16 protein-coding genes and 1 pseudogene are annotated in these 21,291 nt (G+C 62.0%); 15 read left to right on the top strand and 2 right to left on the bottom strand.

The genetic code is table 11. The annotated features are described in order from the left end of the window. The first annotated feature begins 89 nt into the window (after positions 1-89). The 11 genes from GGD53_RS30800 (at position 90) to GGD53_RS30750 (ending at position 13,007) form a co-directional block, all read left to right on the top strand. On the top strand, positions 90-950 hold the full coding sequence (locus GGD53_RS30800; RefSeq protein ID WP_184460488.1) for a S49 family peptidase: 861 nt from the start codon (positions 90-92) through the stop codon (positions 948-950). Positions 951-968: 18 nt separating this feature from the next. Next, complete coding sequence (locus GGD53_RS30795; RefSeq protein ID WP_184460487.1) at positions 969-1,160, top strand: hypothetical protein; 192 nt, start codon at positions 969-971, stop codon at positions 1,158-1,160. A gap of 264 nt (positions 1,161-1,424) precedes the next feature. Continuing rightward, entirely contained in the window at positions 1,425-2,381 is a 957-nt protein-coding gene (locus tag GGD53_RS30790) for a glycine--tRNA ligase subunit alpha (RefSeq protein ID WP_184460486.1), read from the top strand. Beyond that, a complete protein-coding gene (locus tag GGD53_RS30785) occupies positions 2,378-2,983 on the top strand; it encodes an AAA family ATPase (protein WP_184460485.1) in 606 nt (201 codons plus the stop codon). The genes GGD53_RS30790 and GGD53_RS30785 overlap by 4 nt, the downstream gene beginning before the upstream one ends. A 195-nt stretch (positions 2,984-3,178) precedes the next feature. After that, a complete protein-coding gene (locus GGD53_RS30780) occupies positions 3,179-4,915 on the top strand; it encodes a DUF2207 family protein (RefSeq protein ID WP_184460496.1) in 1,737 nt (578 codons plus the stop codon). A 112-nt stretch (positions 4,916-5,027) separates the two neighbouring features. Continuing rightward, a complete protein-coding gene (locus GGD53_RS30775; protein ID WP_184460484.1) occupies positions 5,028-5,579 on the top strand; it encodes a LemA family protein in 552 nt (183 codons plus the stop codon). Between the two features lie 91 nt (positions 5,580-5,670). Then, positions 5,671-6,933 (top strand): 3-phosphoshikimate 1-carboxyvinyltransferase, encoded by a 1,263-nt coding sequence (gene aroA / locus GGD53_RS30770; RefSeq protein ID WP_184460483.1) that lies wholly within the window; start codon positions 5,671-5,673, stop codon positions 6,931-6,933. Between the two features lie 38 nt (positions 6,934-6,971). Further along, positions 6,972-8,906 (top strand): DUF2207 domain-containing protein, encoded by a 1,935-nt coding sequence (locus GGD53_RS30765; RefSeq protein ID WP_184460482.1) that lies wholly within the window; start codon positions 6,972-6,974, stop codon positions 8,904-8,906. Positions 8,907-8,972: 66 nt separating this feature from the next. Then, complete coding sequence (purD, locus tag GGD53_RS30760) at positions 8,973-10,256, top strand: phosphoribosylamine--glycine ligase (protein ID WP_184460481.1); 1,284 nt, start codon at positions 8,973-8,975, stop codon at positions 10,254-10,256. Positions 10,257-10,349: 93 nt separating this feature from the next. After that, positions 10,350-10,811, top strand: coding sequence for a plant virulence effector HPE1-like domain-containing protein (locus tag GGD53_RS30755; RefSeq protein WP_184460480.1), 462 nt, complete (start codon positions 10,350-10,352; stop codon positions 10,809-10,811). A 372-nt stretch (positions 10,812-11,183) separates the two neighbouring features. Continuing rightward, entirely contained in the window at positions 11,184-13,007 is a 1,824-nt protein-coding gene (locus GGD53_RS30750; protein ID WP_184460479.1) for a methyl-accepting chemotaxis protein, read from the top strand. A 128-nt stretch (positions 13,008-13,135) separates the two neighbouring features. On the opposite strand, the gene GGD53_RS30745 is transcribed toward GGD53_RS30750, so the two are convergent. Together GGD53_RS30745 and glyS are read right to left on the bottom strand one after the other, a co-directional pair. Then, entirely contained in the window at positions 13,136-13,624 is a 489-nt protein-coding gene (locus GGD53_RS30745; RefSeq protein ID WP_184460478.1) for a DUF523 domain-containing protein, read from the bottom strand. 474 nt (positions 13,625-14,098) lie between these two features. Beyond that, on the bottom strand, positions 14,099-16,213 hold the full coding sequence (gene glyS, locus GGD53_RS30740; protein ID WP_184460477.1) for a glycine--tRNA ligase subunit beta: 2,115 nt from the start codon (positions 16,211-16,213) through the stop codon (positions 14,099-14,101). A gap of 421 nt (positions 16,214-16,634) precedes the next feature. On the opposite strand from glyS, the gene GGD53_RS30735 reads away from it, so the two are divergent. The 4 genes and pseudogenes from GGD53_RS30735 to GGD53_RS32080 all read left to right on the top strand — a co-directional run. Next, positions 16,635-18,944, top strand: coding sequence for a Tex family protein (locus tag GGD53_RS30735; RefSeq protein ID WP_184460476.1), 2,310 nt, complete (start codon positions 16,635-16,637; stop codon positions 18,942-18,944). Positions 18,945-19,077: 133 nt separating this feature from the next. Further along, entirely contained in the window at positions 19,078-20,337 is a 1,260-nt protein-coding gene (locus tag GGD53_RS30730; RefSeq protein ID WP_184460475.1) for an SAM-dependent methyltransferase, read from the top strand. Positions 20,338-20,374: 37 nt separating this feature from the next. Next, positions 20,375-20,956, top strand: coding sequence for a histidine phosphatase family protein (locus tag GGD53_RS30725; RefSeq protein WP_184460474.1), 582 nt, complete (start codon positions 20,375-20,377; stop codon positions 20,954-20,956). Between the two features lie 188 nt (positions 20,957-21,144). Continuing rightward, a pseudogene (locus GGD53_RS32080) lies at positions 21,145-21,291 on the top strand (IS5/IS1182 family transposase); the annotation flags it as partial.

Below are 21,291 nucleotides of genomic sequence, written 5' to 3'. Positions count from 1 at the left end.
GGAACGCGGCCATTGCGTTTGTCGTTCCAGCGCATACATGGATGCGATCGCGAAATGATGTTCGTGCGACCTGAAGCGAAGGATGGGAAATGGCCGGATTCTTGAGAAAGCTGCTGCCGAAACGGTTCCGCAAGGAGGGCCTCACCATCCCCGTCGTCAGGCTGCAGGGCGCGATCATCAGCGGCGGCGGCCAGTTCCGCCCCACCCTCAATCTCGCCAATGTCGCCCCGGTCCTGGAAAAGGCCTTCGCCATGAAGGAGGCGCCGGCGGTTGCCATAACAATCAATTCGCCGGGCGGCTCGCCTGTCCAGTCCCGCCTGATCTTCACCCGCATTCGTGAGCTCGCCCGCGAAAAGCAGAAGAAGGTGCTGGTCTTCGTCGAGGATGTCGCCGCTTCCGGCGGCTACATGATCGCGCTTGCCGGCGACGAGATCATCGCCGACGCCACCTCGATCGTCGGCTCGATCGGCGTCGTCTCCGGCGGTTTCGGCTTTCCCGAACTCCTGAAGAAGATCGGCGTCGAGCGCCGCGTCTATACGGCCGGCGAAAACAAGGTGATCCTCGATCCGTTCCAGCCGGAAAAGGAAAAGGACATCGAGTACCTCAAGAGCCTGCAGCTCGAAATCCACCAGGTCTTCATATCAATGGTGCGCGAGCGCCGCGCCGGCAAGCTCACCGATGATGCGACGGTGTTTTCCGGCCTGTTCTGGAGCGGTACCCGCGGCCTCGAGCTTGGCCTCATCGACGGTCTCGGCGACATGCGCCAGGAATTGAAGCGGCGCTACGGCCAGAAGACCCGGCTGCAACTCGTCACCGCCGGCCGCGGCCTCTTCGGCCGCCGCATTCCGGGTGTATCGCCGATCTCCCTCGAAGGCGCGGGGGCAGGTCTCGCAACAGGCCTTGTCGAAGCGGCGGAAGAGAGAGCATTGTGGAGCCGCTTCGGGCTTTGAGAGGAGCAAGAGAGGGGCATGGCACAGCTTATCACGATCCTGATCCTGGTGTTCTCAGCCTGGTGGCTCTACCGCCGCTTCGTCTCCGATGCCCGCAAGCTCGCCGAAAAATCGCGTCGCGCCGAAAAGGAACGCCAGACCGGCGCGATCGGCACGCTGGTCAAGGATCCGGCGACCGGGGAGTATCGGTTGAAGCGCGAGGAGGAATAGGATCAGGAGCGCGAATTAAAAGGCATCCAAGACCCCTCCCCAACCCCTCCCCACAAGGGGGAGGGGCTTAATTTGCCGAACCCGCCTTCCAAATCTTCGACGTTTCGGGAGGAGCGGGGCGGGTTCTCCGGGTTAGTCCCTCCCCCTTGTGGGGAGGGGTTGGGGAGGGGTCTTGAATCTCCCCGATGCCGCAAAACCCTTGACCCCTGCCGCCCTCCATGGCACCTGTCGCGCCGATAATTCCCAAGCCAGCGGTGCCATCCCATGTCAGCTATCCCAGACCATATGAACCCGAAGCGCTCCTTCCAGGCGCTGATTCTGACCCTGCATAGCTACTGGGCGGACAAGGGTTGTGCGGTGCTGCAGCCCTACGACATGGAAGTCGGCGCCGGCACCTTCCACCCCGCAACGACGCTGCGCGCCCTCGGCCCCAAGCCCTGGAAAGCGGCTTACGTCCAGCCCTCCCGCCGCCCGTCGGACGGCCGTTATGGCGAGAACCCGAACCGGCTGCAGCATTATTACCAGTATCAGGTCATCCTGAAGCCGAACCCGCCTAACCTGCAGGAGCTCTATCTCGGCTCGCTGGCCGCAATCGGCCTCGATCCGCTGCTGCACGACATCCGCTTCGTCGAGGACGACTGGGAAAGCCCGACGCTCGGCGCCTGGGGTCTCGGCTGGGAATGCTGGTGCGACGGCATGGAAGTCTCGCAATTTACCTATTTCCAGCAGGTTTGCGGCATCGAATGCGCGCCGGTCGCCGGCGAACTGACCTATGGTCTCGAACGCCTCGCCATGTATGTCCAGGGCGTCGACAATGTCTACGACCTGAATTTCAACGGCCGCGAGGGCGACGAGAAGATCAGCTATGGCGACGTCTTCCTGCAGGCCGAGCAGGAATATTCGCGCCACAATTTCGAATTCGCCAATACTGAGATGCTGCATCGCCATTTCGTCGATGCCGAGAAGGAATGCCGGGCGCTGCTCGATGCCGGCGCCCCTGGCCAAAGCGACAATCAGCGCCTGCACAAATGCGTCTTTCCGGCCTATGACCAGTGCATCAAGGCCAGTCACGTCTTCAACCTGCTCGACGCCCGCGGCGTCATCTCGGTCACCGAACGTCAGAGCTATATCCTGCGGGTGCGCACGCTCGCCAAGGCCTGCGGCGAAGCCTTCCTGCTGACCGACGCCGGCGGCGTCAACCTGTCGAAAGAGGCGGCATGAGGCAAAAGCCTGCCAGCCGTATCGTCCATATCAACGGCTGGCCAGGCACAGGGAAGCTGACTGTCGGTCGCTTGCTGGCGAAAAGGTTCGGCGCGCGGCTCATCGACAATCACACGCTACTTAATCCAGTCGAGGCTCTGTTCGCCCGCAGCAACCCTCTGCATGCATCACTGCGTGAGCAGGTTCGCCGTGCGTTTTTCGACCACGCCGTGCGCGCAGATCCGGCTGAAAGCTTCGTCTTTACCGATGCTCTTGCCGATGACGAGCATGATGGTGCGATGTTCTCTGGGTATCTCGATCTGGCTGCCGCCAGAGGCGCGGACCTGGTCGCGGTTCTCCTCGATTGCGCGCCGGAGGAGAATGCCAGGCGCCTCATCTCTGCCGGCCGATCCGAAGCGCTCAAGCTGACGGATCCGGCAAGGCTGCAACAGCTCCGGGCGAACTATAAACTGTTGCGCGGACTGGCTGAATACACAATCGAAATTGATACGACGGACCTTTCGCCGGAGCAGACGGTGGCCCGAATCCTCGCGCACATCCTTGACGACAGCCGAGAATCCGGTGTCGTTGTTACCCAAAGTGCGGCGAAACCTTCCTACTGACTGATGCGGCGGCGTTCAACTGACGAGCGAGGCGGCGTAAGCAGCCTCGAAAATTTCCGTCGCTCCAAGGCCAGCCTTCTTTTGTATTGCGCAAACCATCACCACGTTGTCAGATATTGCGATAATGCAAGGTGTCTCTTTTGAATGGATGATATTCTTTACTTTAAGTTTTCAAATGAGAATTTCGCCGCCAGGATGTTGCGTCTTTTATCATGGCCAATCTTATGCGCTATGCTAGTCGTTCTGACCTCGTGCAGCGATTTTGACCGGGAGTTCACCGTCCAGTCGGCAAGCAGTACGGTTGAAGTCTATACCGACGGCACCGCCTTTGTGTCGGAGTTCTTCGACATCGCAGTCAAAAAGACGGAGAATTACGGCGGCGTTTACGTTGATATCCCTCAACGTTTCACAGATGCGTCAAACGGGGTTCACTGGCGAGATTTCGAACTGGTTGCAGCCAGACGTGACGGACTCGACGAATATTATTTCAAAGAAAACAATGTGCCGGGCTACTCGATTTATATCGGCAAGGAGCACTGCAAACATTGCCCTGCAGATTTGTCCCCCGGTGTTACAAAGATCCAGATCGTTTACTGGCTCGGCCGCCTGGTTCATCAGGAAAGCGATCGCGAGGTTCTCTCCCTGCCGGCCTATATGAGCCGCGTCCATGGCCAGGGCGCGAAAAAGACGCTGACGCTGAAGCTGCCGCGCGGTGGAACGTTACGCCCTTCGCAACAGGATCCGGCGGCCTATGAGGTCATGCAGAAAGCACCGAATGAGTTTGTAGTGTCTATTGCGGCAGGCAAGGGGGATCGGGTTCTGCCGGACATCGAGGTCGAATATCCCGCCAGGACCTTTGTGACGGTAACGAGCGGCAACCGGGTGAGGTGGTGGCTGTCCGATCATTTGCTTCTATTCATCAGCATTTTGGGACCGTTCCTCACCGGTCTGTTTGTCATCACTAGATCAGGGCAGGGCTGGCGATTGCCTGCACCTTCAATTGCTGTCGATAGCAAGATGATGGAGAGCATCTCGCCTGCTTTGGCGGCCTATTTGTTTTCAAACTGGAAGTCGGAAGCGGCAAAAGCAGCCTTCATGGCGTCTGCGTGCCATCTCGCAGTGAAAAAAATGCTTCGCATTTCCAGCCTTGGTGAGAATGCCGAAGCTTCGGATTTGTCTGCCAGGCAAGTGCGCAAGAAGGGCAAGGTGGCGCGCGCCAGATGGTATGGTCTTCCGGCCGTGACGCGCCTGGTGTTTGGGCAAATTGAAAAAGAACGGCCCGCCGATGGTCGGCGCAAGATCTTGTATGCTTTGTATGGTTTCGAACGTGAATTGCACAAGGCAGTCGTTGCCGAGTATCACAAAGCCAGAGGTGGCATAGATCGGGGAGCGTTGGCGACCGCTGTTACTATTCTGCTTCTTGGCGTTGCCATCGCTTATTTTTCGGGTCTGCTGCTCTTTTCCGCAGCTATCTGCGGCATATTACTAATTTCTGCCGTGATTGTGATAGCATTCCTGCACCCGGAGCGGGTTTCTTGGCCGACCGATTTCAGGCAGGCGTTCGGTCTATTTGTCGGTGTTCCGGCACTAATGATTTTTGCGCTTGTCTACATTTGCACCACTGAGGTTATCAGCGAACAGCAGCCGTATCTCCTGGCGATTTTGCTGAATATCGCAGGCATCGTCATTATTCCGAGGGTGGCGCGCATGGCGACGCCGAAGCAGCGACAGATGCGCAACAGCGTTCTGAGGTTGGACGGTTACTTGCGCGGCGAACTCGATGGTCCTGCAATGTCGGTAGAATGTTACGAACGCTATCTGCCATTCGCGGTTGCCCTTGATGTCGAGCATTGCTGGACTGAACGCTTCAATCTCTGGCGAGAAAGCCAGAAGATGCAGGCCTATGTTCCCGATTGGCGGATAATCTCCTAGACGAACGGATTCCCCAAGTCTCGTCGAAATCGTCCGAAGACTTGTTTCGCCAAGATGACTTTGTGATGCCGAATCACTAACGTGCGATCATCAAATCGGGGAGCCCATCTGCATGTATGTGATACTCGCTCTTATCGCTGTCATCGCGCTCTATCTCATCTTCATCTACAACGGCCTGGTGCGTTCCCGCCAGATGGCGGAAGAAGCCTGGTCGGGCATCGACGTGCAGCTCAAGCGCCGGGCGGATCTGATCCCGAACCTGATCGAGACGGTCAAGGGCTATGCTGCCCATGAGAAGTCGACGCTCGAAGAGGTGGTTGCGCTCCGCAACAAGGCGCAGGCCGTGCCATCGGGCGATGTTGCGGGCAGGGCGCAGGCGGAAGGGCTGCTCGGCCAGGCGCTCGGCCGGGTGATCGCGCTTGCCGAAGCCTATCCCGATCTCAAGGCCAACCAGAATTTCGCCGAACTGCAGGCTTCGCTCGAAACCCTGGAAGGCGAGCTGCAGATGGCGCGGCGTTACTACAATGGTGCGGCCCGCGACCTGAACGTCAAGGTCGAAAGCTTCCCCTCCAATCTTGTTGCCGGCCAGTTCGGTTTTGCCAAGCGGGAGTATTTCGAAATCACCAACGAGGCCGATCGCGCCGTTCCCAGCGTCAAATTCTGACGATCCGGCATTTTGCCTTTGCGAGAAAGCGGTTAAGAGCAAAGGTAGAGGGCGACGCGCTTTAGCCTCGCTCATGGACGGAAGAAACAGCATGACACGCACAGCCAAACTCACGATCATCCCGCCGGGCGGGCCGCTTTTGGGCCGCGCCATGCCGCCGGGTTCGAAGTCGATCACCAATCGCGCCCTGCTGCTCGCCGGCCTTGCCAAGGGCACCAGCCGGCTGACCGGCGCGCTGAAGAGCGACGATACGCGTTATATGGCCGATGCGCTGCGCGCCATGGGGGTCGCGATCGACGAGCCAGACGATACCACCTTCGTCGTCACCGGCAGCGGCAGGCTCACGCCGCCGAAGGCGCCGCTTTTCCTGGGCAATGCCGGCACGGCCACACGCTTCCTGACGGCGGCTGCGGCTCTCGTCGACGGCACCGTCATCGTCGACGGCGATGAGCACATGCGCAAGCGCCCGATCGGTCCGCTGGTCCAAGCGATGCGCACGCTCGGCATTGACGCCACCGCCGAGACCGGCTGCCCGCCGGTCACCGTCAGGGGCACCGGCCGCTTTGAAGGCGACCGCATCCTGATCGATGGCGGGCTGTCCAGCCAATATGTTTCGGCCCTGCTGATGATGGCGGCCGGCGGCGACCGTCCGGTCGACATCGAACTCGTTGGTGAGGATATCGGCGCGCTTGGCTATATCGATCTGACCACTGCGGCGATGAAGGCCTTCGGCGCCAAGGTCGAAAAGACCAGCCCGGTCACCTGGCGCGTCGAGCCGACCGGCTACCGCGCCGCCGATTTCGTCATCGAGCCGGATGCATCCGCCGCGACCTATCTCTGGGCGGCCGAGGTGCTGACCGAGGGCAAGATCGATCTCGGCGTGCCGAACGATGCCTTCACCCAGCCGGATGCCAAGGCCTACGAGACGATCGCCAAGTTCCCGCACCTGCCGGCCGAGATCGATGGTTCGCAGATGCAAGATGCCGTTCCGACGATTGCCGTGCTTGCCGCCTTCAACGAGACGCCGGTCCGCTTCGTCGGCATCGCCAATCTGCGCGTCAAGGAATGCGACCGCATCCGCGCCCTGTCCACCGGGCTCAACAATATCCGGGAAGGTCTGGCCGTCGAAGAAGGTGACGATCTGATCGTCCACTCCGATCCTGCACTCGTCGGTCAGGCACTGCCGGCCGAGATCGACACCTTTGCCGATCACCGCATCGCCATGAGCTTTGCGCTCGCCGGCCTCAGGATCGATGGCATCACCATTCTCGACCCCGATTGCGTCGGCAAGACCTTCCCCGCCTATTGGCGGACGCTCGCCGCCCTCGGCGTGACCTATCGGGACAAGGATTGAAGCAAGGCGCAGCCGGGGCAGCCGGCGGGGAGACAGGGATGGGGCGTCGGTTTTTCGGTTTTTGCTTGGCGCTCCTCCTGATGGTCGCCGCCCCGGCGGCCTTTGCCGCCGAAGTGATCGACAGTTTCGCCTCCGAGATCGCGCTCGAAAAGAGCGGCGCGATGACGGTGACGGAAACCGTCACCGTCAATGCCGAGGGCAACCGGATCAACCACGGCATCTTCCGGGATTTTCCGCTCTATTTCACCGATGCGGGCGGCCGTCGCCGCAGCGTCGATTTCGATATGGTGTCGGTGACGCGCGACGGCGACGACGAGCCCTGGCACACGGAATCGATATCCGGTGGCATCCGCATCTATGCCGGATCCGCCGAGGTGACGGTGACGCCGGGCCATCATCGCTACGTCTTCACCTACAGGACCAACCGTCAGATCCGCTATTTCGACGATCACGACGAACTCTATTGGAACGTCACCGGCAATGGCTGGATCTTTCCAATCCGCTCTGCGACAGCAACGGTGACGCTGCCGCCGGGTGTCGGCGCGACGGGGACGATCTTCTTCACCGGCCCGCAGGGCGCCAGAGGAAAGAATGCCCGTGTCAGCGAAAGCGGGGCCGGCCTTGTCTTTTCCACCACCGCGCCTCTTGGCCCCAATGAAGGCCTGACCTTTGCGATCCGCATGCCGAAGGGCTCGATCGATCCGCCGAGCGCGGACATGGAAAGCACCTGGTGGCTGAAGGACAACCGCAATTATTTCATCGGCTTCGGCGGTCTGCTCCTGGTTTTCGCCTATTATCTCAGATCCTGGCTGAAGGTTGGCCGCGATCCTGCCCGGGGCGTCGTCGTGCCGCGCTGGGATGCGCCTGACGGCATCTCGCCGGCGCTGGTCAATTATATCGACAACAAGGGTTTCTCCGGCGGCGGCTGGACGGCGCTTGCCGCTACCGCGCTCAATCTTGCGGTGCGCGGTTACGTCAAGCTCGAAGACCTCAAGGATTCGATCATCATCCGCGGCACCGGCAAGCCGCTTGGCAAGGAGAAGTTCCAGGCCGGCGAGGCCGAACTGCTGAAAGTCGCCGGCGGCGAAGGCAGGACGCTGACGATCGACAAGGCTAATGGCGAGCGGGTAAAATCGGTTGGGCAGTCCTTCCGTTCGGCGATCGAGAGGGAGCATCGCGGCAGATACTATAATTCCAACATCGGCTATACCACAGGCGGCATCGCCCTCAGCGCCGCCGCCCTGGTGGCCCTGTTCGTCTTCGGCTCGCTGGAGCCCGATACGATCGTGCTGATGCTGATCCCGATTGCCATCTCGGTCTTCATTGCCGTCTTCATCGCCGGTTTGGTCAAGTCGCTGCACCGCGGCAGATCGCTGTTCGCCAAGGTCATGGCCATCATTGCTGCGGCGGTCGGCGTTTTTGTCGGCGTCGGCATTCTTTCCATCATTGTTCTGACGCTTGCCTCGTCGCTGGTGGAGCTGCACGAAACGCCGATGCTCTTTGCCGTCGGCGGCATCGTGCTGCTTAACGTGCTCTATGTCTTCATCATGGGCGCGCCGACCCGGCTCGGCGCCAGGATGATGGATGGCGTAGACGGCCTGCGGCAATATCTGACGCTGGCCGAAAAGGACCGCATGAACATGGCCGGCGCCCCACGAATGTCGCCGCAGCATTTCGAGACGCTGCTGCCCTACGCGGTGGCTTTGGGTGTCGAAAAGCCCTGGTCGCGCACCTTCGAGACCTGGCTTGCGGCTGCTGCCGCCGGCACGGCCGCAGCCTACGCGCCCTCCTGGTATTCCGGTGATTTCAACAGCGGCAGCTTCTCCGACCGTGTCGGCGGTTTCTCCTCGTCGATGGCGTCTACCATCGCCTCGACGATACCCTCGCCGCCACCCTCGAGTTCATCCTCCGGTTTTTCCGGCGGCGGCTCGTCCGGCGGCGGTGGCGGAGGCGGGGGAGGCGGGGGCTGGTAAGCTTTCCCGCTTGACCTTTCGGCCCGTGGCCCTTAACCGCCTGACGGAACAGGAAAGGGGTCGCGCATGAAGGTTCTGTTGATCGGATCGGGCGGACGCGAGCACGCGCTCGCCTGGAAGCTGGCGCAATCGCCGTTGATGAGCGAATTCTACGCCGCCCCCGGCAATCCCGGCATTGGCGAACATGCCATCCTCGTGCCCTTGAATATCGAGGATCACGAAGCGGTCGCGGCCTTCTGCAAGGACAAGGCGATCGATTTCGTTGTCGTCGGACCCGAGGCGCCGCTCGTCGCCGGCCTCGCCGACCGGCTGCGCGCCGATGGCCTTTCGGTCTTCGGCCCCTCCGCCGGTGCCGCCCAGCTGGAGGGCTCCAAGGGCTTCACCAAGGATATCTGCGCCCGCTACGGCATTCCCACCGGCGCCTACCAGCGTTTCAACAATGCGCCGAAGGCGAAAGCCTATATTCGCGCTCAGGGCGCGCCGATCGTCGTCAAGGCCGACGGGCTGGCCGCCGGCAAGGGCGTGACGGTCGCGATGACGCTCGACGAGGCGCTTGATGCCGTCGATGACTGCTTCGAGGGCGCCTTTGGCGCCGCTGGCGCCGAAGTTGTCGTCGAAGCCTATCTCGATGGCGAGGAAGCGAGCTTCTTCTGTCTCTGCGATGGAAAACATGCGCTGCCGCTGGCGACCGCCCAGGATCACAAGCGGGTGGGCGAGGGCGATACCGGCGTCAATACCGGCGGCATGGGCGCCTATTCGCCGGCGCCTGTGATGACGGCCGAGATGGTCGAGCGCACCATGAAGGAGATCATCGAGCCGACGATTCGCGGCATGGCCGAGAGCGGTCATCCCTTCTCCGGCGTGTTTTTCGCCGGACTGATGATCACGAAGAGGGGGCCGGAGCTCATCGAATACAATGTCCGCTTCGGCGATCCGGAATGTCAGGTGCTGATGATGCGGCTGAAGAGCGATCTGCTGCCGCTGCTACTTGCCACCGCCAATGGTACGCTCGATCAGGTGAGCGCCGAATGGAGCGACGATCCGGCGCTGACAGTGGTCATGGCCTCGAAGGGCTATCCCGGCGCCTATGAGAAAAACACACCGATCCAGTCCCTGCCCGAGGCAGGCGAGGGCGAGAAGGTGTTTCATGCCGGCACGGGCATGAAGGACGGCGTGCTGGTCGCAACCGGCGGCCGCGTGCTCAACGTCACCGCGTCAGGCGGCACGGTTGCCGAGGCGAAGGGCCGCGCCTATGCCCTGCTGGATAGGGTTCGGTGGGAAAACGGCTTCTGCCGGCGTGACATCGGCTGGCGCGCGATCGAGCGCGAAAAAACCTCGGACGAAGCATAAATCGCCGCGTTCCTTAAATTTTTACCCTTTCCCCTGACGGGATGGAAACGAAGCTGCGCTATACCGCTGTCGTAGTGAGACGGAGGTGCGTTGATGGGTCAGATTTTCCTCGGTGCGGCAATCCTGCTGATGGCAGGCTCGGCGATGGCCTCCTCGATTGAGGTGATCGGCAAAACGGCAGCGCGTGCCGAGGGCAGCATCGTCACTGAAAGCTGCGCCGCTTGTCCGCCGCTACAGGCCGAGCAGAGCCGCAAGGACTATACGGTGCCGGAACTGAAACCCGGCGTCCTCCAGGCAAGCGAAGTCCGCGACGTCGGCGGCGAAACGAAGATCTTCCGCACCGAAGCCTGGATGGGCGGTTCGCCCGTCGTCTTCGTCAGCAAGGCAACGCCGGAAGCCCTGGCCGCCGCCGAACCTTCGATGGCTCCCGCCCAGGGCATCGACATGAACGCAACGACCGCAGCCGTCATCGGTGGCGATGCCAGGCCGGTTGCCGCCGGCATGGTTGAGCAGCCGGCGGCTCCCGATGTTTCCGAATTCAAGCTGCGTTTCTAAAAAACACGGCGTCGGACGGCTATGTGCCGCTAAGCCAAGTCGCTGCAACAGTTCCCTGCCCCTGCCCGATCAAGGTTCCGATCGCTTGGGGTTCCACCGCGGTGGAGCGAATGCACCCTCGAAGAGAAGCGGGGGTGCATTCCTGCGTTGAGGACCCGGCAGATCTGCATTGTAACTCCGCCCCCTGATTTTTAGGGAAATTCGCGCCGTTTTGAATAAAATTAAAGCTTTCTTATTGAGTCAGCTTCAATTCTTACTCGCCGGTCGCAGCATGTTGTTCAGCAGCGGTAGACGCGTCCTTCTCAGATGCGCTCGCACAGGCGGTAGAAGACCGCACCGGAATGTATTCGCTCATTCCCTTTGCGAGGAATCATGAAAAATCTAAAGATATCGAAGCAGCTCATATTGCTGATCGTCGGCTTGATGGCGGCCTTTGCGATCGCCACGTCCCTGCAGATCCGCTCCTCGGTCGATGCAATTTACAAGGAGCGCTACGACATGCTCCGCGCCGAGGTTCAGTCGGCGATCTCGGTTCTCAAGCTTTACCAGGCCAAGGTCACCGCAGGCGAAATGACGCTGGAGGATGCCCAGAAGCAGGCTTACGCCACCGTCAACGGCATCAAATACGATCCGGACGGCTATTTCTTCGGCTACAGCTACGATATCGGGATGTTGTTCCACTACGATGCCGCGAAAGTCGGACAGAACCTGAAGGGTCAGCCGGACAGCAAGGGCAAGCTCTATCGTGAAGAGCTGGTCAAGCTCGGTCAGCAGGGCGGCGGTCTCGTCGAATTTTATTCCACCAGCAAGCCGGGCCAGCCGGCCGGCGATTATCGCAAGACCGCCTATGGCCAGGCCTTCGACCCGTGGAAGGTCGTCGTTGTCACCGGCGTCTATATGGACGATCTCGATGCGCAGATTAATAGCACGATCCTGACCGCGCTCTCCGGCAGCATCGTTCTTTTCTTCCTGGCCATGGCTGCCGCCTACGTCGTCATCCGCGGCATATCGGGGCCTCTCAACAATGTCCATGCCGCATTGAAGGCGGTCTCCGAAGAGGACGTTTCCATCGCCATCCCGCATACCGGCATGAACAATGAGGTCGGCATGATGGCGAAGGCGACGCTGTCGCTGCAGGAAAAGATCCGCGAACGCCATCAGATGTCCGATCGTGAGGCGGCCCAGCAGCTCGCGCTGGAAAGCGAGCGCGAAAACAACCTGCGCCAGCAGCAGGACGAGGCCGCGCTCCAGGCCCGCGTCGTGACGACGATCGGCCAGGCGCTGGAGCTGATCGCTCGCGGCGATCTTACCGTCCGCTGCGCCGATCTCGGCCAGAAATACGCCGCCCTTCGCGACAACTTCAACGATGCGCTGTCGCACCTCGAAGCCGCCATGGCCAAGGTCAGCGCCAAGGGCAGTGATATTGGCACCAGCAAGGAAGAGATTCGCCGCGCCTCCAACGAGCTGTCGCAGCGCACGGAGCGCCAGGCCGCAAGCCTGGAGGAAACATCCGCCGCCCTCGATGAGCTCACCGTCGCCGTCCGCCAGACGGCCGATGGCGCCCATGAGGCGAGCAAGCGCGTGCATGCCGTCAGTGCCGAGACCACCCATAGCGATGCGATCGTCAGCGAGGCGATCGAGGCGATGAGCGGCATCGAGAAATCGTCTTCAGAGATATCGAAGATCATCGGCGTCATCGACGAGATCGCCTTCCAGACCAACCTCCTGGCTTTGAACGCCGGCGTCGAGGCGGCCCGTGCCGGCGAATCCGGCAAGGGTTTTGCTGTCGTCGCCCAGGAAGTGCGCGAACTTGCCCAGCGCTCCGCCGCCGCGGCAAAGGAGATCAAGGACCAGATCGCCCGCTCCTCCAGCCAGGTCGAACACGGCGTCCGTCTGGTCGGCGAGGCAGGCGAGGCGCTGAAGCGCATCTCCGACCAGATCAAGGCCGCCAACGAGATCGTTGCCAAGATCGCCCACAGCGCCTCCGAACAGGATACGACGCTGCGCTCGATCTCCTCGTCGGTGAACCAGCTCGACGCCGCCACCCAGCAGAACGCCGCCATGGCCGAAGAGACCACGGCATCGGCCGAGACGCTCGCCAGCGACACCGACGAATTGATCGATCTCATCCGCGGTTTCCGCGTCAACAGTGCCGCTGCTGCTCCCGTTGCGCATCAAGGTCGCCGCGCCGCCTAGCGCAATTCCAGGAAAAGTGTGAAACGGTTTTCCGTCAGAAACTGCGTAAAAACATAAGCGGCGGGGACAATCAGAGTTTTCAGCACCAAAATCTTAGCGGCCGTCGGTTCTCCGGCGGCCGTGTCGTTTTATTGTGCCAGACGGTCGATCAATTGGTCGATTTCCCCATCGGAAAATACTTCGACGCCGGCCGCTTTCAGCGCCGCCGCCGTTACGCCGTTGCCGGCCTGTCGGCGTCCGGAAAACGTGCCGTCATAGATGAACCCGGAGCCGCAGGACGGACTGCCGTCGATGAGCAGCGCATAGCGGCAGCCGGTCTGCCTTGCCAGCGCCACGGCATTCTCCGCCGCCTGCAGAAATTCCGCCGTCACGTTGCCGCCGGTCAGTTCCACAACCCGCGCCCTGCCGGCCAGCACCTCTTCGCCGGTCGCTCCATCCGCGATCTCCGCCGGCGGCCGCGGCACCGCCATACCCGCCGACATCTCCGGACAGATCGTCACCAGCCGCCCTTCGGCCCGCCATCTCTCGATCGCCGGATGAAGCAATGGCTTTGCCCGCCCGTCATAGCGGACGGCCTGGCCCATGAGGCAGGCGCTGACGAGGATCTTGTCTTGCATGCCGATTGAATAACGCCGCAGTGGCGGCAATGCCAGTGTTGGTGACAGCTCTCCGAGAGATACGAACTGTATTTGCCGTTCATTTCATTTGCAGCGACTTCTCGACTCCCTCTTCTCCCCAGCGGGGAGAAGGTGCCCGTAGGGCGGATGAGGGGGCCGGCGAAGCAGGTCTTTCCTACAGTGCCCATGCAACCTCCGACCGCGCTGTGGCCGTCTCGACCGTGCTCGTGACATAGGGGCAGGTGCTATCGTCGGTGTATCGGAACAGGATTTACGTGAAGGATGTGCCGTGCGGCCCCCTCATCCGCCTGCCGGCACCTTCTCCCCGCTGGGGAGAAGAGGACATGCCGCGACCTCACCGTTCTTGCCGGGCTCCCGAGACGTGTGGCTCGAATCTGGTAGACGGTGCCAGACTGGTGCGAAGCGGGCTTAACCCAAGCATCCACGTGCAAGTGCCCGATCGTGCTGGCTATATCACCCCGAAATCTTCGAGAAATCCGCCACCGTTCCCGTTGCCTCGCGGATCAACCGCAGCAGGGCGAGGCGGTTGGCGCGGATGGCGGCGTCCTCGTCATTGACGAGCACGTCTTCGAAGAAGCGGTCGACCGGGCCGCGCAGCTTGGAAAGCGCTTCCATCGCCGAGCGGAAATCTTCGCCGGCAACGGCATTTGCCGCATCCTTCGAGGCGCTCGATATGGCGGCGAACAGCTCCTTCTCGGCATCGAGCCTGAAGAGCGCCGGCGAAACGCCGTCGGCGATGACGGTGCCCTTCTTCTCCTCGGCGGCGAGCAGCTGCGTCGCGCGCTTGGTGCCGGCGAGCAGGTTCTTGCCGTCCTCCGAGGTGATGAAGGCTGTCAGCGCCTCGACGCGGCGCGCCACCATCAACAGGTCGTCGGCCTCAGGCGTCAGCACGGCGTCGATCAGATCGTGCCGGGCGCCCTGGTCGCGCAGATAGACCTTGAGGCGATCATGGAAGAAGGAGAGCAGATCGCCATCCTTGGTCGTCGCTAGCAGCGGCAGACGGACCCTGCGCTCCAGCAGGATGCGAACGACGCCGAGGGCGGCACGTCGCAGCGCAAACGGGTCTTTCGAACCTGTCGGCTTCTCGTCGATCGCCCAGAAGCCCGTCAGCGTGTCGAGCTTGTCGGCAAGGGCAAGCGTGATCGCCACCTTGTCGTCCGGCACGCGGTCCGACGGACCCTGCGGCTTGTAATGGTCCTCGATCGCCGCGGCGACGGAGGCGTTTTCGCCCTGCAGCACCGCATATTTGCGGCCCATCAAGCCTTGCAATTCCGGGAATTCGCCGACGGCTTCGGTGCGCAGATCCGCCTTGGCGAGCGCGGCGGCACGATCGACGAGAGCCGCATCCGCGCCGGTGATAGCGGCGAGCTCCTTTGCCAGCGCCCGGATGCGGGCGACCCGGTCGCCCTGCGTGCCGAGCTTGGCATGGAAGGTCACATCGAGCGCATCGAGCTTGGCCATGCGCTGGTCGAGCGGCTTCTTCAGGTCGAGACCGAATTTTGCCGCAGATGCTTCGAGTGTTTCGAGGTCAGGCATATCGCCCTGGTCGCGCTTCCAGAAATGCAGCGCATCCGAAAGCCGGGCCCGCACCACCTTGCCGTTGCCGTGGACGATCTCCTTGCCGCCGTCATGCGCCTGGATGTTGGAAACCAGGATGAACCTGTTCGACAGCGTCTCTTCGCCCTGTTTGCGGGTGACGAAGCACTTCTGATTGGTCTTGATCGTCAGGCGGATGATCTCGGAGGGAATCGAGAGATAATCTTCCTCGAAGCTGCCCATCAGCACCTGCGGCCATTCGACGAGGCCGGAGACTTCCTCCAGCAGGCCTTCGTCTTCCACCAGCTCGAGCCCGTTGGCAAAAGCAATGTCGCGCGCATCATGCAGGATGATGTCCTTGCGCCGCTCGGCGTCGAGGATGACCTTCGCCTTCTCCAGGCTCGCCGCGTAGTCGTCGAAGCGGCGCACCGTGATCGCCTCGTGCGCGTGGAAACGATGGCCGTATGTGACGTTGGAGGCGGTGATGCCGTCGATCTCGAAGGGGATGACGACCGTCTCTTCATGTTCAGGGCCGAAGGTGCAGACGATCGACTGCAGCGGCCGCACCCAGCGCAAGGCGCCGGGTTTGGAGGAGGCCTTGCCCCAGCGCATCGATTTCGGCCAGGGAAAATCGCGGATGATGCCGGGCATCACCTCGGCGACGATCTCTTCGGCCGCGCGGCCGGGCTTGGAAATGACCGCGACGTAGAAATCGCCCTTCTTCGGATCGCTCACCACCTGCGCCTCGGCGACCGACGAAAGGCCGGCGCCGCGCAGAAAACCCTCGATCGCCTTCTCGTTGGCGTCGGTGCGCGGCCCTTTGCGTTCCTCGCGCACATCGGCCGAGCGCGCCGTCAAGCCGTGAATGTCGAGCGCCAGCCGCCGCGGCGTCCAATATTCGCGCGCGCCTTCATAGTACAGACCGGCTTCGACAAGCGCATCGGTGACGAGCTTCTTCAGGTCGCCGGCAGCCTTGCGCTGCATGCGGGCCGGAATCTCTTCGGAGCGAAGTTCGAGAAGAAGGTTTGGCATGTCACTCTTTTCCTTGCGCCCGCGGGCAGGGCGATCCAAAAACGTTGCTTCTGCTATCAAAGAATGCCGCATCTGCACAACCGCAAAAACGGAAGAGAGTGATGGGGACGGGGCGATCCGGCAGGCGTGTTGTCGCGTGGCCCCCTCATCTGCCTGCCGGCATCGTCTCCCCGCTGGGGAGAAGCGGAATCGCGGCAGCGGCCTCTTTTTGCCGCCGCCGTTTGTGATGGAGGAAAGCAGTGCGGCATATCCCTTCTACCCATCGGGGGAGAAGGTGCCCGTAGGGCGGATGAGGGGGCTACAAGGCAAAACGCCGATCATCCCAAATACGATAACTTCCGCTGTGGAAACCACAGTCGGGCATTGCCTTGCCGCTTTTCGCCGCTATGGTCCCGCAACTTTCGTCGACATAGGAAATCCCATGGCCGCTGACCTCCGTTTCCTCGCCGCCCGCATCTCGGCCGAAATCAATGCCCGGCCCGACCAGGCCAAGGCCGCCATCGAGCTGCTCGACGAGGGCGCCACCGTGCCCTTCATCGCCCGCTACCGCAAGGAAGTGACGGGCGGGCTCGATGATACGCAGCTGCGTAATCTTGCCGAGCGGCTGGTCTATCTGCGCGAACTCGAAGCCCGCCGCGATGCGATCGTCGAATCGATCACCGGCCAGGGCAAGATGACCGACGAGCTGATGGGGAAGGTTGCCGGGGCCGAAACCAAGGCGGAGCTCGAGGATCTCTACCTGCCTTACAAGCCGAAGCGCCGCACCCGCGCCGAGATCGCCCGCGAACGCGGCCTCGGCCCGCTTGCCGAGGCGATCCTGGCCGATCGCGGCCGTGAACCGGCGGCTGTCGCCGAAGGCTTCATTACTGCTGATGTGACCGACGTGAAAACGGCGCTTGAAGGCGCGCGCGATATCATCGCCGAAGCCATTGCCGAAAATGCCGACCTGCTCGGCAAGTTGCGCGCCCATCTACGCCAGGCTGCGCTGCTGAAAGCCAGGGTCGTCGACGGCAAGCAGGCGGCGGGAGAAAAATTTTCCGATTATTTCGATCATTCCGAACGCTGGGCGACTGCGCCGGGCCACCGCGCGCTCGCCATGCTGCGCGGCTGGAACGAGGAAGTGCTGACGCTGACGATCGAGGCCGATGCCGAGACCGCCTCGCCGAACAAGCCGGTCGAACGGATGATTGCGGCGGCCTATGAGATCGGTGCAAGCCGTCCCGGCGACCGCTGGCTGATGGAGGTCGCCAGCTGGACCTGGCGCGTCAAGCTTTCCATGTCGCTGTCGCTCGACCTGATGCGCGAGCTGCGCGAAAGGGCCGAAGAGGAGGCGATCCATGTCTTCGCCCGCAATCTCAAGGACCTGCTGTTGGCTGCCCCCGCCGGCTCGCGCGCGACCATGGGTCTCGATCCCGGCATTCGCACCGGCGTCAAGGTCGCTGTCGTCGACGGCACCGGCAAGGTGGTGGCGACCTCGACCGTCTATCCCTTCCAGCCGAGGAACGACGTGCGCGGCGCCCAAATCGAGCTTGCCTCGCTGATCCGCAAGCACAATGTCGAGCTGATCTCGATCGGCAACGGCACCGGCAGCCGTGAGACCGAAAAGCTGGTGGCCGACATGCTGGCCGAGCTTCCGGCGCCGAAGCCGACCAAGGTGATCGTTTCGGAAGCGGGCGCATCGGTCTATTCCGCCTCGGCGACCGCAGCGGCTGAGTTTCCCGATCTCGACGTTTCCTTGCGCGGCGCCGTCTCCATCGCCCGCCGCCTGCAGGATCCGCTCGCCGAACTCGTCAAGATCGAGCCGAAATCGATCGGCGTCGGCCAGTATCAGCACGATGTCGACCAGCAGAAGCTGTCGCGTTCGCTCGATGCCGTCGTCGAAGACGCGGTGAACGCCGTCGGCGTCGATTTGAACACCGCCTCGGCGCCGCTGCTATCCCGCGTCTCCGGCCTCGGCCCATCGATCGCCGAGGCCATCGTCCGCCACCGCGACAGCGAGGGCCGTTTCGAAACGCGGCGCGATTTGCTGAAGGTCGCAAGACTCGGCGGCCGCACCTTCGAACAATGCGCCGGCTTCCTGCGCATTCCGAACGGCAAGGAGCCGCTCGACGCCTCCTCGGTCCACCCCGAGGCCTACGGCGTCGCCAAGAAAATCGTCGCTGCCTGCGGCCGCGATCTGCGTACGCTGATGGGCGACAGCGCCGTCTTGAAATCGGTCGATCCGCGTCAGTTCATCGACGAGAAATTCGGTCTGCCGACGGTTCGCGACATCCTCGCCGAGCTGGAAAAGCCCGGCCGCGACCCGCGTCCAAGCTTCAAGACCGCGACCTTCGCCGAGGGCGTCCACGAGATTTCCGACCTGACGCCCGGCATGGTGCTCGAAGGCACCGTCACCAATGTCGCCGCCTTCGGCGCCTTCGTCGATATCGGCGTGCACCAGGACGGTCTGGTGCATGTGTCGCAGCTTGCCGATCGCTTCGTCAAGGACCCGCACGAGGTCGTCAAAGCCGGCGATGTCGTCAAGGTGCGGGTCGTGGAAGTCGATGCCAAGCGCAAGCGCATCGGTCTCTCCATGCGCCGCGACGATGGTTCTTCTGCGTCTCAGCCGCGGGGTGATTCTCGCGCAAGTCAGGGCACCCGCCCGCAGAATGAGCGCCGGCCCGCAGCTCCGAAAGCGGAGAGCCAGGGTGCTTTCGGCGCTGCACTCGCCGAAGCCATGAAGCGAAAATAAGGATTTAGCCGGTATTCTGGCAAAAATGCCACAGTTTGGCAGCGTTCTGCGCTGACTGCCAAATCCGGCGCTTGTAAGGCGAGTGAGAGCTATTAAGTTGATGTGACCATCCTGTCACATTTGCGAGGCGTCCATGGCGTCGGCTTTCTTATCGATCGTCCAGCAAATTATCCGCAAGGGTTCGTTGAAGCTTACCCTTGCCAACGGCGAGACCCACGTGATCGGCGACGGCACCGGCGACTTGGTGGTCGCCCGGCTTGCCGATCAGGAGGCTGAAGACGCCATCCGGCGCGACCCGACGATGAAGCTCGGCGAGATGTACATGCAGGGCCGGTTCATTCTCGAACAGGGCAATATCTACGACTTCCTGTCGCTGGTGAAGCAGAACACCACCAACGAGATCTTCGATTTCAAGATGGCGGCGCTGCTCGTCGGCCGTATCGCCTGGCAGCAGCTGAAGAGCCGCGTGCCGATCAATCGCAACAAGCACAATGTCGCCCATCATTACGATCTGTCGGCCAAGCTCTTCGATCTTTTTCTCGACGAGGATTGGCAATATTCCTGCGGCTATTTCGAACCGCCGGGCATCAGTCTCGACGAGGCACAGCTCGCCAAGAAACGCCATATCGCCGCCAAGCTGCTGCTTGCGCCCAACCAGCGCATCCTTGAAATCGGCTCCGGCTGGGGCGGCATGGGCATGTATCTGACGGAGACGACCGAAGGCGCCGAGTTCACCGGCATTACGCTGAGCGAAGAACAGCTGAAGGTCTCCCGCGCCCGCGCCGAAAAACGCGGCCTGTCCGACCGCGTCCGTTTCGAGCTGCAGGACTACCGCACCATGAACGGCCGGAAGTTCGACCGCATCGTCTCGGTCGGCATGTTCGAGCATGTCGGCATCGGCAATTACGGCAATTTCTTCCGCAAGGTATCGGACCTGCTCGACCACAACGGCGTCATGGTGCTGCATTCGATCGGCCGTCCGAAGCCGAGCTTCGGCACCAATGCCTTCATCGAGAAGTATATTTTCCCCGGCGGCTATATCCCTTCCGTCGGCGAGGTCTTGCCGCCGCTCGAGAAGGCCGGGCTCCTCGTCAGGGATGTCGAAATCCTGCCGATGCATTATGCCTATACCCTTCGCCACTGGCGCGAGCGTTTCGTGGCGCGCAAGGCCGAAGCGGTGGCGCTTTACGACGAGCAATTCTTCCGCATGTGGGAGTTTTATCTGGCGGGTTCGGAGATGGGCTTCCGCTGGGACGAGCTGTTCATCCTGCAGATCCAGATCGCCAAGAACCAGTTCGCCGTTCCCGACAACCGCAACTATATCGCGCAGAACGAAGCGAAGCTGAAGGAATTCGAGGCGAGGCGGCCACCGCTGGAAAAGGTGACGTTCTGATCCCGCGGCGGTCGTTTGTGATGCAAGGGGACTGCGGATGAGCAGCGTCTTTCCCGAGATTTACCTGATCCGCCACGGTGAAACCGAATGGAGCCTCTCCGGGCGCCATACCGGGCGCAGCGATATTCCCCTGACGGCGAACGGTGAGACTGCGGCTCGAAAACTCGCCGAGCGGCTGGCCGGCCTTTCCTTTTCTGCCGTCTGGTCGAGCCCGTCGGCGCGAGCCCGCAAGACCTGCGCGCTCGCCGGCTTCGGAGCGGGCGCGGTGATCCGCGACGATCTCGCCGAATGGGACTATGGCGCCTATGAAGGCGTCACCACCAAGGCGATCCTGGCGGAGCGCCCCGGCTGGCAGCTCTTTCGCGACGGTTGCCCGCTTGGCGAAACGGCTGCCGATGTCGGTGCCCGCGCCGACACCGTCATCCATGCGCTTCGCCAAGCGGCAGCCTCCATCCTGATCTTTTCCAGCTCGCATTTCCTACGCGTCCTCGCCGCCCGCTGGCTCGGCCTGCCGCCGCAAGGGGGCGCGTATTTCTCACTGGATACCGCCAGCATCAGTGTGCTCGGCTATGAGCACGACCCGACCGAACCGGTCATCCGCCGGTGGAACCAGAGATAGGGCAACTGGGGGAGGGTTTTGCGGAATTCTATAACTGATGGCATCGGCTGCGGCCCCCTCATCCGGCTGCCGCCACCTTCTCCCCGCTGGGGCGAAGGGGACGTGTCGCGAGGTCTCGATCCCCTCTTCTCCCCAGCGGGGACTGTTGCAAAATACCGAGGATGTGATTCCCTTGTTTTGAACGGGGGATGATTTGGATGGCGGTCAAAGAGACAGGTCAATTCAGCTTTGTGGATGCGTTGTTGCCGCAGGCAGGAGGCAGTGGGCGCCTTGATCGATTGTCTGCTCTGGTAAAGTGGTATCGGTTCGAGAAGCTGTTACGTGGGCTGCGGGCG

The sequence above is a fragment of the Rhizobium aethiopicum genome (assembly GCF_014197535.1).
GTDB classification, from domain to species: Bacteria; Pseudomonadota; Alphaproteobacteria; order Rhizobiales; family Rhizobiaceae; genus Rhizobium; species Rhizobium aethiopicum_A.
This window is presented reverse-complemented; position numbering and strand designations above follow the sequence as displayed.